At 39.6% G+C, this 15,248-nt stretch carries 11 protein-coding genes; 9 read left to right on the forward strand and 2 right to left on the reverse strand.

Features of this window, described 5'->3' with window-relative positions; all coding sequences use genetic code 11:
* Positions 1 to 193: 193 nt before the first annotated feature.
* The 7 genes from parE to lgb_RS03415 all read left to right on the forward strand — a co-directional run bounded on the left by parE (position 194) and on the right by lgb_RS03415 (position 10,436).
* A complete protein-coding gene (parE, locus tag lgb_RS03385; protein ID WP_019293701.1) occupies positions 194 to 2,131 on the forward strand; it encodes a DNA topoisomerase IV subunit B in 1,938 nt (645 codons plus the stop codon).
* A gap of 23 nt (positions 2,132 to 2,154) precedes the next feature.
* Positions 2,155 to 2,997, forward strand: a complete 843-nt coding sequence (locus lgb_RS03390; protein ID WP_019292488.1) for a 3'-5' exonuclease — start codon at positions 2,155 to 2,157, stop codon at positions 2,995 to 2,997.
* 2 nt (positions 2,998 to 2,999) lie between these two features.
* Positions 3,000 to 3,461, forward strand: a complete 462-nt coding sequence (locus tag lgb_RS03395) for a GNAT family N-acetyltransferase (RefSeq protein ID WP_019292489.1) — start codon at positions 3,000 to 3,002, stop codon at positions 3,459 to 3,461.
* A 45-nt stretch (positions 3,462 to 3,506) separates the two neighbouring features.
* The gene (parC, locus tag lgb_RS03400) at positions 3,507 to 5,990 is read left to right on the forward strand and encodes a DNA topoisomerase IV subunit A (RefSeq protein ID WP_019293700.1); all 2,484 of its coding nucleotides are present in this window, start codon (positions 3,507 to 3,509) and stop codon (positions 5,988 to 5,990) included.
* A gap of 159 nt (positions 5,991 to 6,149) precedes the next feature.
* The gene (gene gyrA / locus lgb_RS03405; protein WP_019292491.1) at positions 6,150 to 8,621 is read left to right on the forward strand and encodes a DNA gyrase subunit A; all 2,472 of its coding nucleotides are present in this window, start codon (positions 6,150 to 6,152) and stop codon (positions 8,619 to 8,621) included.
* 1 nt (position 8,622) lies between these two features.
* Positions 8,623 to 9,693, forward strand: a complete 1,071-nt coding sequence (locus tag lgb_RS03410; protein ID WP_019293699.1) for an FAD:protein FMN transferase — start codon at positions 8,623 to 8,625, stop codon at positions 9,691 to 9,693.
* A gap of 11 nt (positions 9,694 to 9,704) precedes the next feature.
* The gene (locus tag lgb_RS03415; protein ID WP_019293698.1) at positions 9,705 to 10,436 is read left to right on the forward strand and encodes a class A sortase; all 732 of its coding nucleotides are present in this window, start codon (positions 9,705 to 9,707) and stop codon (positions 10,434 to 10,436) included.
* 50 nt (positions 10,437 to 10,486) lie between these two features.
* Here lgb_RS03415 and lgb_RS03420 read toward each other — a convergent pair whose 3' ends face one another.
* Entirely contained in the window at positions 10,487 to 11,254 is a 768-nt protein-coding gene (locus lgb_RS03420) for an ABC transporter permease (protein WP_019292494.1), read from the reverse strand.
* Between the two features lie 12 nt (positions 11,255 to 11,266).
* Positions 11,267 to 12,133: an ABC transporter ATP-binding protein gene (locus tag lgb_RS03425; protein ID WP_019293697.1), complete on the reverse strand. Its 867-nt coding sequence runs from the start codon at positions 12,131 to 12,133 to the stop codon at positions 11,267 to 11,269.
* Positions 12,134 to 12,343: 210 nt separating this feature from the next.
* On the opposite strand from lgb_RS03425, the gene pcrA reads away from it, so the two are divergent.
* Positions 12,344 to 14,638, forward strand: coding sequence for a DNA helicase PcrA (gene pcrA / locus lgb_RS03430; RefSeq protein WP_019293696.1), 2,295 nt, complete (start codon positions 12,344 to 12,346; stop codon positions 14,636 to 14,638).
* Between the two features lie 45 nt (positions 14,639 to 14,683).
* Entirely contained in the window at positions 14,684 to 15,208 is a 525-nt protein-coding gene (locus lgb_RS03435; protein WP_249663236.1) for a DNA-3-methyladenine glycosylase I, read from the forward strand.
* Positions 15,209 to 15,248 lie beyond the last annotated feature (40 nt).

Here is a 15,248-nt window from a genome sequence, read left to right on the forward strand (position 1 = left end):
TATAACATAAAAGTTGACGATTTTTAGCGATTCTTTGAAAGAAAATCTTTTCAAATTTAATTTTTTTAGGTAATAGGGATAAAAAAGCTCAGTTTGTTTTATAAAGACTTTTGACAAAGGCTCTTGAAGAATGTAGAATAGGAAAGATGAATATTTCTGCTGGTTTAGAGCTAGCTTAAATGGAGAATAATGAATGGTAGATATAAATAATTACGACGACAGCGCGATTCAGGTCCTGGAAGGGCTTGATGCCGTAAGAAAGCGCCCAGGGATGTATATTGGTTCAACGGATTCAACAGGCTTGCATCACTTGATTTGGGAAATTGTAGATAATGCTGTCGATGAAGCCTTGTCAGGCTTTGGAACAAAGATTTCGGTAATATTAAATAAAGATGGCTCTGTTACTGTGGAAGATGAAGGGCGTGGAATGCCTGTCGGAATGCACGCTACAGGCAAACCGACTGTTGAAGTTATCTTTACTGTCCTTCATGCGGGTGGTAAGTTTGGCCAAGGTGGCTACAAAACATCCGGAGGCTTACATGGTGTAGGTTCTTCCGTCGTGAATGCCTTGTCAAGCTGGCTTGAAGTAGAGATTACACGTGATGGTAATGTTTATCGTCAACGTTTTGAGAACGGTGGACATCCTGTAACAACATTAGAAAAAATAGGTAAGGCACCAAAATCTAAAACAGGGACAAAAGTTACCTTTATGCCAGATGCGACGATTTTTTCGACGATTGAATTTAAATACCAAACAATCTCGGAAAGGTTAAACGAATCTGCCTTTCTTTTGAAAGACGTCACTCTCTCGCTTACAGATCAGCGTGGAGAAGAGGAAGTTAAGGAAGAATTCCATTATGAAAATGGCGTACAAGATTTTGTAGACTACCTCAATGAGGATAAGGATACGCTCACACCCGTTTTATATTTTGCAGGGGAACAAGATTCTTTCCAAGTAGAAGTAGCTTTACAATATAATGACGGTTATTCGGAAAATATCCTTTCTTTTGTTAACAATGTCCGGACAAAGGATGGCGGAACACATGAAGCTGGGCTTAAAACAGCCTTGACCAAATCTATGAATGATTATGCCAGAAAAACAGGTTTACTCAAAGACAAGGATAAAAATCTCGAAGGCTCAGACTATCGTGAAGGGCTGACAGCTGTTCTCTCTATTCTTGTACCAGAAGAATACTTGCAGTTTGAAGGGCAAACGAAAGATAAACTTGGGTCACCCTTAGCACGTCCAGCAGTTGATGCTCTGGTCTCTGAAAAATTGACTTTCTATCTTTTGGAGAATGGTGAACTGGCACAAAATTTAATTCGTAAGGCGATTAAAGCGCGTGAAGCACGTGAAGCAGCACGCAAAGCACGTGAAGAATCTCGAACAGGTAAAAAGAATAAGAAAGACAAAGGACTTCTTTCAGGGAAATTAACACCAGCACAAACTAAAAATCCTAATAAAAATGAACTCTACCTTGTCGAAGGAGATTCTGCCGGGGGTTCAGCAAAACAAGGACGCGACCGTAAATTCCAAGCGATTTTACCTTTGCGTGGTAAGGTAATCAATACTGAAAAAGCCAAAATGCAGGATATCCTTAAAAACGAAGAAATCAACACAATGATTTACACTATTGGTGCGGGTGTTGGAGCAGATTTTACCCTCGCGGATCGGAACTATGATAAAGTAATTATTATGACCGATGCGGATACAGATGGTGCACATATCCAAACCCTACTTCTTACCTTTTTCTATCGCTACATGAAGCCTCTTCTCGAAAATGGGCACGTTTATATTGCCTTGCCACCGCTCTATAAGATGAGTCAAGGTAAAGGCAAAAAAGAAAAAGTTGCTTATGCTTGGACAGATGCTGAACTTGAAGAACTTCGTCAAACTTTTGGCAAGGGAGCAACGCTTCAGCGTTATAAAGGTCTAGGAGAAATGAATGCTGACCAGCTGTGGGAGACAACTATGAATCCTGAAACTCGTACATTGATTCAAGTAACTATTGATGATGCAGCGCAAGCTGAAAAACGGGTTTCAGTTTTGATGGGAGACAAGGTGGAGCCTCGTCGTAAATGGATTGAAAACAATGTGAAGTTTACATTGGAAGAAAACACAGTCTTTTAAGTAATTGCATATTTTTAGGAAAAATGAGAAAGGAATGTGATAAGGTGGAGCATTACGTAGTATTTGACTTTGAGACAACAGGATTTAGTCCTCAAAAAAATGAAATTATTCAAATTGGTGCTGTCAAATATGACCAATCGCACCAAGAAATTGCGCGCTTTAATCAGTTGATCAAACCCACGCGTTCTTATCTTCCAACTAAAATTTCAGAACTGACTGGAATTTGGCCGGCTTCCTTACTGGGGCAACCAGTTCTAGCTGAAGTTTTACCTGATTTTATAGCCTTTTCAAGGGATAGCTTGATGGTGGCTCATAATGCGCCTTTTGATGTCAGCTTTCTTTATCAGGCGATAGTAGATTGTGAGATTGGTGATGCACCTCATTTTCAAGTCTACGATACACTTTCTGAAGCAAAAAAATTAGTGCAGATGCCCAACTATAAGTTGGAAACCTTCAAGGATGTTTTAGGTATTGATTTGCGCAGCCACGATGCACTCAATGATTGCCTTATCACCGCCCGTCTCTATCAGTACTTACAAGACTTGTCACGTCCACCCAAACCGCAACTAGTATCAAACGAAAGTTTACAAATGGATTTGTTTGGTGAGGTAGATACGACAATCACGGAAGAAGTTCGCCGAAAATTGAGCTTACCAATTACGAAAGATTTGGTTTATTATCGTAGAGATACACAGCGAAATTGGCAAAAATTCGAGGTGACAGGCTTGGCGATAACAGCAGCTTATTCAACGGGTTACAGTCTGACAGCTACGCTTTATAATAATGAGACAGTAACCATTCATTCTGACTTTTTGAAGGAAATGCAGAAAGCTAACTTTACAAACGAAATAGAAAAAGAGGGATAAATATGGCATGGAAGATTAAAAATTTCGAAGAACTTACGCGATCAGAACTCTACAAAATTTTACAAGTCCGCTCTGAAGTTTTTGTTGTTGAACAAGAATGTGCTTATCAAGATGTCGACGGTAAGGATCAAAAGTCATTGCACTTGTGGTTAGAAGATGATGAAGGTGCCATTCAATCCTACTGTCGTATCTTACCGGCGGGGCTTTCTTATCCTGAGGCCTCTATTGGCCGTGTACTGGTGAAGGAAAGCCAACGTGGCAAAGGAACGGCGCGTAAAATGATGCAACAGGCTCTTGAGTTTCTGGCTCAATCATGGCGAGAACCTGTAGTGCGTATTGAAGCGCAGTACTATCTCCGGGCATTCTATGCTTCTTTTGGATTCAAGGAAGATTCAGAACCCTTTTTGGAAGATGGCATAAAACATGTTGAAATGATTTTGGACTTAAAGGATTTTGCCTCTTAAAAAACATTTTGTAAGCTTAAAAATGAAATAACTGTTGGAGGACTAATGTCTAATATACAAACTCTACCTTTAGAGGATATTATGGGCGAGCGTTTTGGACGCTATTCAAAATACATTATTCAGGAACGTGCCCTACCTGATATTCGAGACGGCTTAAAACCCGTTCAACGACGCATCCTGTATTCAATGAATAAGGATGGCAATACTTTTGATAAAGCTTATCGTAAGTCTGCCAAGTCTGTCGGAAATGTTATGGGTAATTTTCACCCACATGGAGACAGCTCAATTTATGATGCGATGATTCGCTTGTCGCAAGATTGGAAAATGCTTGAGCCTTTGATTGAGATGCACGGGAATAACGGATCGATGGACGGTGATCCACCGGCTGCTATGCGTTATACTGAAGCACGTTTGGCAGAAATTTCTTCGTATTTATTAAAAGATATTGAGAAAGATACAGTTGCTCATGCTTGGAATTTTGACGATACGGAAAAAGAGCCAACTGTACTTCCCGCAAGCTTTCCTAACTTGTTGGTGAACGGTTCAACGGGGATTTCGGCAGGTTATGCAACAGATATCCCGCCGCACAATCTTGGAGAAGTTATTGATGCGACAATCTATATGATTGATCATCCTAAAGCTGATGTTGAGAGAATCATGACTTTCATGCCCGGCCCCGATTTTCCGACAGGTGCCATTATTCAAGGGCGTAGTGAGATCAAAAAGGCATACGAAACAGGCAAAGGGCGCATTGCTGTCCGTTCAAAAGTAGAAGTTGAAAAACTTAAAGGCGGTCGTGAACAACTCGTTGTTACAGAGATTCCTTATGAAATCAACAAAGCAACTTTAGTTAAACGGATTGATGATGTGCGCGTAAATGCCAAAGTGCCTGGAATTTCTGAAGTGCGTGATGAATCCGATCGTGAAGGGCTGCGCATTGCTATTGAGCTGAAAAAAGAAGCCAATAGTCAGCTGGTGCTTAACTACCTCTATAAAAACACAGATTTGCAAATTAATTATAATTTCAATATGGTGGCAATTGACAATATGACGCCACGTCAAGTCGGTGTTCTTCCTGTTCTGCGCTCTTATATTGCCCATCGTCAGGACGTTATTGTTAAGCGTTCAAAATTTGACTTGAGTAAAGCTGAGAAAAGATTACATCTGGTTGAAGGTTTGATCCGGATGGTCTCTATCTTGGACGAAGTCGTTGCTTTAATCCGTGCATCTGAAAACAAATCAGATGCTAAGGAAAACTTGAAAGTGAGCTATGCTTTCAGTGAGGAACAGGCCGAAGCCATAGTCACACTGCAACTTTACCGTTTAACTAATACCGACATCGTAACTCTAGAAAATGAACAAGCTGAACTTGAAGCTAAGATTTTAGAACTCCGTGCGATTATCAATGATGAACGTACACTTTATAACTTGATGAAACGTGAGTTACGTGAAGTCAAGAAAAAATTTGGCAAGGAACGACGTTCAGAACTACAAGATAATGTTGAAACGATAGAGATCGAGGCGCAACAACTGATTGCGGAAGAGGAAACGGTTGTTTCAGTTACGCGTGGTGGTTATATTAAACGCACATCACCACGTAGTTTTGCCTCTTCCAATGTTGAAGAAGTTGGTAAACGTGAGGATGACGAATTAATCTTTGTTAAAGCAGGCGCACGGACCACGCAGCACCTGCTGATGTTTACCAGTCTTGGAAATGTTATTTATCGTCCAGTCCATGAATTGTCTGATGTCCGCTGGAAGGATATTGGCGAGCATATCTCCCAAACTTTGAACAATTTTGCCAGCGATGAAGAAATTATCTTTGCACAAGTACTTGATAATTTTGAGTCTGGCGAAAATTACATGGTAGTCACTGCAGCTGGTCAAATCAAGCAAGTTGAACTTGATTCCTTTAAACCTTGGCGGACATACCGCTCTAAGTCAATGGCTTACGGGAAACTCAAAGGAGACAAAGACAGTATTGTAACCATCGCACCGATTGTTAAAGGTGATGAAGATGTGATGTTGATTTCTGAAAATGGCTACGCCCTTCGCTTTAACATCTCAGAAATTCCAGTTGTGGGGGCTAAAGCAGCTGGTGTTAAGGCAATGAATCTTAAAGCAGGAGATTTGGTCAAGGCCGCCTTCTTTGTGCAAACAGACAGTTGGTACCTACTCACACAACGTGGCTTTATCAAGCGGGTAAAATCTGAGGATATTCCGGAAACAAGTCGAGCAAATCGTGGCCTACAGGTTTTACGTCCTTTGAAGACCAATCCGCATACCGTATTCTCAGCAGGTAGTGTGATCAATACTGATAAGACACCACTTTCAGAGACAGTTGATCTTTTCAGTCCTGCAGAAGCAGAAGATACGCCAACTGATAAGAGCCAGATTTTGGAGGTAACTTCAGCAGTGGGCAAAGTCTATCAAACAGAACTGACAGACTTAAATTTATCCGATCGTGCAAGCAATGGCCATCCCTTAGCCGAAGATATTGATCGTGTGATTGAAGCAAAAATAAAATAAAAATGATCCTCAATGAGGATTATTTTTTTATTTAGAAATACTGTCAAAATAAGCCTGATTTACAAGGGAAAAGTATATTCAAAAGATTTAAAAACAACTGTAAACAATAAGAAATTATGGTATAATAGAGACAGTGTTTATACATTGAAAGAGGAGAACATGGAAGATAAAAATATCATAAATGTCAATCTTGCTGAGGAGATGAAAACCAGCTTTCGTGACTATGCAATGTCAGTTATTGTGGCACGTGCCCTACCTGATGTACGCGATGGTTTGAAGCCGGTTCATCGCCGCATTCTTTACGGAATGAACGAGCTTGGTACAACGCCTGATAAGCCACATAAAAAATCTGCCCGTATTACCGGGGATGTCATGGGTAAATATCACCCACATGGAGACAGCTCGATTTATGAGGCCATGGTACGTATGGCTCAGTGGTGGAGCTATCGCCACATGCTGGTTGACGGACATGGGAACTTTGGTTCCATGGATGGAGATGGCGCTGCCGCTCAACGTTATACCGAAGCACGCATGTCAAAAATTGCCTTGGAAATGCTTCGTGACATCAACAAAAACACTGTTGACTTCGTTGATAACTATGACGGAACGGAACGAGAACCAGAAGTACTTCCGGCACGTTTTCCGAACCTTTTGGTTAACGGAACAACGGGGATTGCCGTTGGGATGGCGACAAATATTCCACCTCATAACTTAGGAGAAACAATTGATGCGGTTGACTTGCTGATGGAAAATCCAGAGGCGACAACACGTGATTTGATGGAAGTATTACCTGGGCCAGACTTTCCTACTGGTGCTCTAGTCATGGGTAAATCTGGTATTCGCCGTGCTTATGAAACAGGTAAAGGCTCAATTACGCTTCGTGCGAAGACAGAAATTGAGGAATTACCTGGCGGTAAGGAACGCATTGTAGTTACTGAGTTCCCTTATATGGTCAATAAGTCAAAAGTTCATGAGCATATTGTTCGTTTGGCACAAGAAAAGCGTATTGAAGGTATTACAGCCTGTCGTGATGAGTCAAGTCGTGAAGGTGTACGTTTAGTGGTTGAAGTCCGTCGCGATGCATCGGCACACGTGATTTTGAACAACTTGTTCAAACTCACACAACTTCAAACATCCTTTGGTTTTAATATGTTGGCCATTGAAAAGGGTACGCCAAAGATTCTGTCATTGAAACAAATCTTGACCGACTACATTGAGCATCAAATCGAAGTTGTAGAACGTCGTACACGCTTTGATAAAGCTCGTGCAGAAGCTCGTGCTCACATCTTAGAAGGTTTGCGTATAGCCTTGGATAACATTGATCGTATGATTACTATTATCCGTGAATCTGCAACAGATGCAATTGCTCAAAAAGCGATGATGGATGAATTCCAACTGTCAGACAAGCAATCGCAAGCTATCTTGGATATGCGTTTGCGCCGTTTGACAGGTTTGGAACGTGACAAGATTGAAAATGAGTATCAAGAGCTTATTGCCTTGATTGCTGATTTGGCAGATATCTTGGCTAAACCAGAACGTGTTAAAGCTATTATTCGAGAAGAATTAGGTGAAATTAGACGTAAATTTGCAGACAAACGTCGCACAGAGCTTTTGGTTGGAGAAGTCTTGAATCTGGAAGACGAAGATTTGATTGAGGAAGAAGATGTTCTTATCACTCTCTCAAATAAGGGATATATCAAACGTCTTAGCAATGACGAATTCCGTGCACAAAAACGTGGTGGACGTGGTGTTCAGGGCATGAACATGTCCGACGATGATTTTGTACAACATCTGGTATCAACAAGTACACACGATCATTTGCTCTTCTTTACTAATCTTGGACGTGTCTATCGGATGAAGGGCTATGAAATCCCAGAATACGGTCGTGCTGCTAAAGGCTTGCCTATCGTCAATCTTTTAAAACTTGATGAAGGTGAAAAGATTCAAACAATTATTAATGTTGTGAAGTCAGACGAAGAAAGATATCTGTTCTTTACAACACGTAAAGGCTTAGTCAAACGTACCAATACCCAACAATTTGCTAATATCCGAACTAACGGTCTCAAAGCTCTAAATCTTCGTGAAGGTGACGAGCTTATCAATGTTCTACTCACATCAGGCAAAGAAAACATCATTATCGGAACGCATAATGGCTTCTCCGTACGCTTTGAGGAAGCTGTAGTACGTGATATGGGCCGTTCTGCTACGGGTGTTAAAGGTGTCAGCCTGCGTGAAGGCGACTTTGTTGTTGGTACAGCGATTGTTCATGATGAACAGGAAGTCTTAGTGATTTCTGAAAAAGGTTTAGGTAAGAGAACGATTGCGAGTGAATATCCTGTTAAAGGACGTGGTGGTAAAGGGATTAAAGTCATGAACATCACTGACCGCACAGGTAAACTTGCCGGTTTGACTGCTATCAATGGTGATGAAGATATTATGGTCATTACTGATACAGGTGTTGTGATTCGTACAAGTGTTGATAATATCTCACAAACGGGTCGTGCAGCGCAAGGAGTGAAAATCATGCGTTTGGATGATGATGCACAAATTGTGACATTTGCTCTGGTTGAACCTGAACAGGAAGAGGAAGAAATAAACGAGGCAGAGAGAGCTTCAAATACGGAAGAATAAAATGAAAAAATTATTTATATTCTTAACTGCAGCTGTCAGTATCTTTTTACTGGCAGCTTGTAGTTCAAATAAGGAGACCCGTGATCTTTTAGAGCAGCCAATCAAAAAAGATGCCACAACAATGGGAACATACATCCAAGTCACTGTCTACGATAAAGGTAAGGAAAAAGCGGTTGAAGAAGCTTTAAATATTGCTGAGAAATATAACGATTGGGTATCTGTAGATCAAGCAAAGTCAGTTGTCGATAAAATCAATGACAATGCTGGTATTAAACCTGTCAAAGTAAATTCTGAAATTTATCAATTGATCAAGCTAGGCTATAACTATTCTGCTAAGAACATGGGCTATGATATTACCATAGGTCCTTTGAGCAAGCTCTGGAATATAGGCTTTCCTGATGCACGGAAACCTTCACAAGATGAGATAGACAAGGTCTTACCTCTGATTAACTATCAATTTATCCAGTTTAATGAAAAGGACAGTACCGTCTATTTAAGTCAAAAAGGTGCCCGCTTAGATTTAGGTTCAATAGCTAAAGGATATACAGCCATGAAGATGGTTGAAAGTCTTAAAAATAATGGCGTAACCACTGGGATTGTCGATTTGGGATCAAGTTCTATCTACGTGATTGGACATTCTCCACGTCAAACAAATGATGCGTGGACGATTGCTATAAAAGACCCCAATGATCCAGAAAAATCGCAGTTGGGAATTTTAAAAGCAAGTGATCAACATGTAAATACTTCTGGTATTTATGAACGTTATTTAGAAGTGGATGGGCATCGCTACTCTCATATCCTTAACCCTAAAACGGGCTTCCCATTTGACAATGATATTGCCAGCATCACTCTTTTAATTTCTGGTGATGATGCTACAAATGGTGATGGTTTATCTACTATGATTTACGCTATGGGAACCAAAAAAGGTTATGAATATGTCGAAAGCCTGAAAAATGTTCAAGCTGTATTTGTGGATAAAGATAACAAGGTCTATATTACGGATGGCTTAAAAGATAAATTTGACTTAACCAGTGAAAACTATAAGATCGGTCAAATTAAAGACTTAAAATAGAAAGAGGCAACATGGCGAAAAAAAGTAAGAGTTGGAAACGCGTGCTAGTCAATTTGCTTATTTTGGTTCTCTTTCTTGTGGGTTTAATCCTTGTTTTTAACAAACCTATCCGAAACTGGTTAATCGGCAGAAATACGGCGCATTATCAGATAAATAATGTGACACGGGAAACGATTAAAGAAAACAAAGAAGTAAAGGGCAACTTTGACTTTGACAGTGTAGAGTCGATTAGTTTTGAACAAGTGGTACGTAACCAGTTAAACCGTCAACCCATGCCAGTCATTGGGGGCATTGCAATTCCAGATGTTGGCATTAATCTGCCAATTTTCAAAGGCTTAGCAAATGAGAACCTTGCTTTTGGAGCGGGTACGATGAAGGAAGAGCAAGTGATGGGGCAAGGAAATTATGCTTTAGCCAGCCATAACGTCACTGGATTTAGCAGCGATGTTAGCCTACTCTTTACCCCGCTTGAACGTGCGAAAGAGGGGATGGTTATTTACGTCACGGACAAAAATAATATCTATCAATATCGTATCAACAAAATATCTGTCGTTTCTCCAGAACATTCAGAGGTAATCGATGATACACCAGGAAAAACGGAGATTACCTTGGTAACCTGTGCTGATCCAGAAGCTGTAAATCGAATTATTGTACATGGTACATTTGAGAAAAAAGTTGCTTATGATGCTGCGACACAAGAGATGAAATCTGCTTTTGACCGCAGTTATAATCAAGTACTTTAATAAAAATAAAAAAACTTCCAGAAATGCTCTGGAAGTTTTTTTCGATACTTTTATAAATCCTGTTTGCGAAGATAGAAAATACCAATGAGGCCGAAAACTAAGATTTCTATAATATGGTAACCAATACTGAAGAGACTGTTATTACTTACAAAGGTAGAACTAAAGTCTGAAGTTCCTACTTGTGCAAGGAAGAGGAAAAATAGACTCATTAAGACTGTTTGAAGAATGCGAGAGGTGAAATTAAAAGCAATGTATACAAATAAACCTGATGTTCTTCCGCGCGTGATAATAACGGCTAAAGCCATTGTTACCATCATAGCTACGAGTCCTAAAATATAAGAAAGAAGTCCCATAAAAATATCGGCAGAATGAACGAGTAAGTCAAGCGATCGAAAGAGAGAAAAGACCGTTTCTTGGTTGAAGATAAAGAAGGTGACAAAGGGGACAACTAAGACAAGAAAAAGAGCAATTAATTGAGTCAAAATTGTTGTGCCAATTTTGACAAAGTAATATTTGACCCGAGAGACTCCACTTGCAATCATCAAACTCATGACCTTGTTTTTATAATCAATATTGAGCAGATGAAAAGGATATAAGAGGGAAAAGATAGCTAACCCAATGACGGCAAAGACAGTCGTAATCGAAAGAAAGGTGAGGAGGATGGGAAAGTTTTGAAAATCAATGTTTGTCAAACTGACAGCTAACCATGAAAAGTTAAGCAGTAAACTTAAAGAAATGAATACGGCAAGGACAATCATGTAAGTTTTATCCTTTATGTTTTTATACATTTCCATTTTAAAAATATTTTTGGCATTCATACTGAGTTCCTCCTATTTCACAAGTTCAATGAACTTGCTTTCTTTTTTAATCTGATAAAACTCAATATCTTGAGCTACAGCTTCCTTGAAGAATTCACGATACTTGTCTTCATTCATTTCAAAAATAGTCCAGTTTTCGGATTGTTGTGAAAACTTAACTTGTAACTCCGTTAGGAAGGTGTGAAGCGCTTGAGGCTGATTTGTTTGTACACGGTAAATATAGGTCTGATTCTTCTTATGAAGATCGAATTTTTCAACAAAATTACCATTTTCTAGGACTAAAACTTCATCGGCTAGAGTTTCAATGTCTTCTTGAACATGACTTGAAATAAGAATCATTCGTCCCTCTGTTTTTAAATGAAGTAAGTAATGTTTAAACCATTCGACTGTTTTTTTATCTAAGCCACGGAAAGGCTCGTCAAAAATGAGAATATTCGCATCGCTCATCAGGGAAATCAGAAGAATCAACTTTTTATTCATTCCTAAAGAATAACGGCTTACTTTTTCGTTCAGGTTATCGTAAATATTTAATTCTTTAGCTAAGATGCGGGTTCTCTCTTCATCAAAATTTCCACGTAGCCCACCAAAGTAGCGAAGATTAAACCAACCTGAGTAGTTTTTATAAAGTTCCATATCATCAAGAACAATACCGACAGAAGTAAGTACTTTAGGATTTTCTTTAATATTCTTCCCATCAATTTCGATGCTACCGGAATAGTTGGTAATAATATTAGTCAGCGTTTTAAAAAATGTCGTTTTTCCGACACCATTTCTTCCCACAATCCCATAAATTTTTCCTTGGTCAAAAGACACAGGGGATAAATTCAGGACATTGTGCGCTTGGTAAGAGAAGCGGAGGTTTTGGATGTTCAGCGTCATGTTTTTCCTTCTTTCATTTTATGAATAATTCTATCATGTGTGCGTTGCTTTTACAAGCCAATCCATAAAGTGTAATACCATATTTACAGCTTTGATTATTGCGAGAGTCATTACATTTAATGAAAAAGAATTTAGGGAAAACAGATGTGCAGGATAGGTCCTCTTTTGTTATAATAGGAGAGCAAGACTAGACTGGAATTGAGAGAATAAATGAATCCTTTATTAAATGGAATGAATGAAAAACAAGCAGAAGCAGTACAAACTACAGAAGGACCACTTTTGATTATGGCGGGCGCGGGTTCCGGAAAGACCCGTGTTTTGACACACCGTATTGCTTATCTTATTGATGAAAAAATGGTGAATCCTTGGAATATTTTGGCGATTACCTTTACCAACAAAGCTGCACGGGAGATGAGAGAACGTGCACTTAATTTAACCCCGGCAGCTCAAGATACATTAATTGCAACATTTCACTCTATGTGTGTCCGAATCCTCCGACGCGATGCAGATCATATTGGTTATAACCGTAATTTTACGATTATTGATCCAGGGGAACAAAAAACCTTGATGAAGCGTATTTTGAAAGAAGCTAACTTGGATCCTAAAAAATGGGAACCCAAAACGCTCCTTAATACGATTTCAAACGCTAAAAATGACCTTCTCGATCCCGAGGCTTACGAAGGACAAATCAATGCGCGTAATCCTTATGAGTTACTGACAGCCCGTGTTTATAAAACCTATCAGGCAGAACTGCGTAAAGCGGAGTCGATGGATTTCGATGATTTAATCATGCAAACCTTACGTCTTTTTGATAAAAATCCAGATGTTTTAGCCTATTATCAAGGTAAATTTCAATATATCCATGTGGATGAATATCAAGATACTAACCATGCGCAATATCAGCTCGTCAAGTTAATGGCTCAACGTTTTAAAAATATTTGTGTCGTTGGTGATGCTGACCAATCAATCTATGGCTGGCGTGGTGCAGATATGCAGAATATTCTTGACTTTGAAAAAGATTATCCCGATGCGAAAGTTGTTTTACTTGAAGAAAATTATCGTTCCACAAAAACAATCTTACAGGCTGCCAATAATGTGATAAACAACAATGTGAACCGTCGTCCTAAAAAATTATGGACTCAAAATAATGATGGGGAGAATATTCTTTATTATCGTGCCAACGATGAGCGGGATGAAGCAATCTTTACAGCTTCGACAATCAATGAGCAAGTGCAAGCTGGACGGAAATACTCTGATTTTGCAGTCCTTTACCGGACAAATGCACAGTCACGTACAATAGAAGAAGCCTTCTTGAAGTCTAATATTCCTTATAGTATGGTCGCTGGGACAAAGTTCTACTCACGTAAAGAAATTCGTGATGTGATCTCTTATCTTAACGTGATTGCCAATCCTCGAGATAATATGAGTTTTGAGCGGATCGTTAATGAGCCTAAACGTGGTGTTGGTCCAAGTGCTCTGGAAAAATTGAGAAACTTTGCGGATATGCAAGGTAAATCTTTAGCAGAATCAACGTTGGATATTACTTTATCGGATATTCGAGGTAAAGCAGCTGGCGAAATCTACAATCTTGGGCTAATTTTTGATTTCTTGCGTAGCTTCATTGAAACATCTAGTATCACGGAACTTGTTGAAGAAATGCTTGACCGCACGGGCTATATGAAGTTCCTACGAATGCAAGCAAATCTTGAAGCTCAGACACGGATTGAGAATATCGAAGAATTTCTCTCCGTGACAAAGAATTTTGATGAAAAATCAGAAGTACCACTAGATGAAATGACCGGAGAACCAATCAAGGAAACCGGTTTGGACCGCTTGAGTCGTTTCCTTAATGAAGTGAGTCTTCTTTCTGAGGTGGATGAATACGAAGAAGCGAGTGACGCGGTTACCATGATGACCTTACATGCTGCAAAGGGTCTAGAATTTCCTGTTGTATTTCTTATTGGGATGGAAGAAAATATCTTTCCACTTTCACGTGTTAATGATGATCCTGATGAATTGGAAGAGGAACGTCGTCTTGCCTATGTGGGAATCACGCGCGCCGAAGAATTTCTTTATATGACCAATGCAAATCAACGTGTGCTCTACGGTAAAACCAGCTATAATCGTCCGAGCCGTTTCATCTCTGAGATTGATGATGAGTTATTGGACTATGGAGGGATTGCACGTAAGGCCAATTCAAGCTTCAATGCTAGTTATAAAATGGCTGGAGGTGCGACACGATTTGGTACTGGCATGTCCATGACAGATGCTCTTCATCAACGTAAAGCTGCAGTCAATCCTGGAGCATCACGTGTGATTGAAAAAGCAGATGTAGCTACAGAAGATTGGACGATTGGAGATACTGCCGTCCACCGCAAATGGGGTGAAGGTATTGTGTTAGCTGTTACTGGAACCGGTAAGAATATGGAGCTGAAAATTAAGTTTCCTGAAGTGGGTATGAAACGTCTTTTGGCTGCAATGGCACCAATTGAGAAAAAGGAGTAGTAAATGGATAAGAAGTGATGCAAGTGGTGTCTTTCTTCGGAGAAGATGATTCATTATCATGATACATATTGGGGTACTCCGGTCCATGACGATCAAGAGCTTTTTGCAAAACTCGTTTTAGATATGAATCAAGCAGGCCTCTCTTGGTCAACCATTTTAAACAAACAAGAAAGCTTCTATAAAGCTTATGATCAGTTTGAGATTGAAAAAGTAGCCAGCTATAGTAAGGAAAAGGAAGAAGAACTCCGCCAAAATGCGGGAATTATCCGCAACAAGCTAAAGATAGCAACTGCAGTAAATAACGCTCAAAAAGTTTTAGAACTTCAGAAAGAATTCGGTTCTTTGGATAAATATATTTGGTCTTTCTCAGAAGGTCAAGTGTTGCAACATCAAATTACTGATGAGAGCCAAGTACCTGTTACCAATGCTTTAGCTGAAGCTATGTCTACAGACATGAAAAAAAGAGGAATGAAATTTGTTGGTCCAACAATCATCTATGCTTATCTTCAAGCTGTAGGCGTGATTAATGACCATGCGGATTATTGTTTCCGTAATAAAGAGCTGTTGTAGAAAGAGAAGCGTCTGACATTTATCAGGCGCTTTTTGATGC

The organism is Lactococcus petauri (assembly GCF_023499275.1).
Taxonomy (GTDB): domain Bacteria; phylum Bacillota; class Bacilli; order Lactobacillales; family Streptococcaceae; genus Lactococcus; species Lactococcus petauri.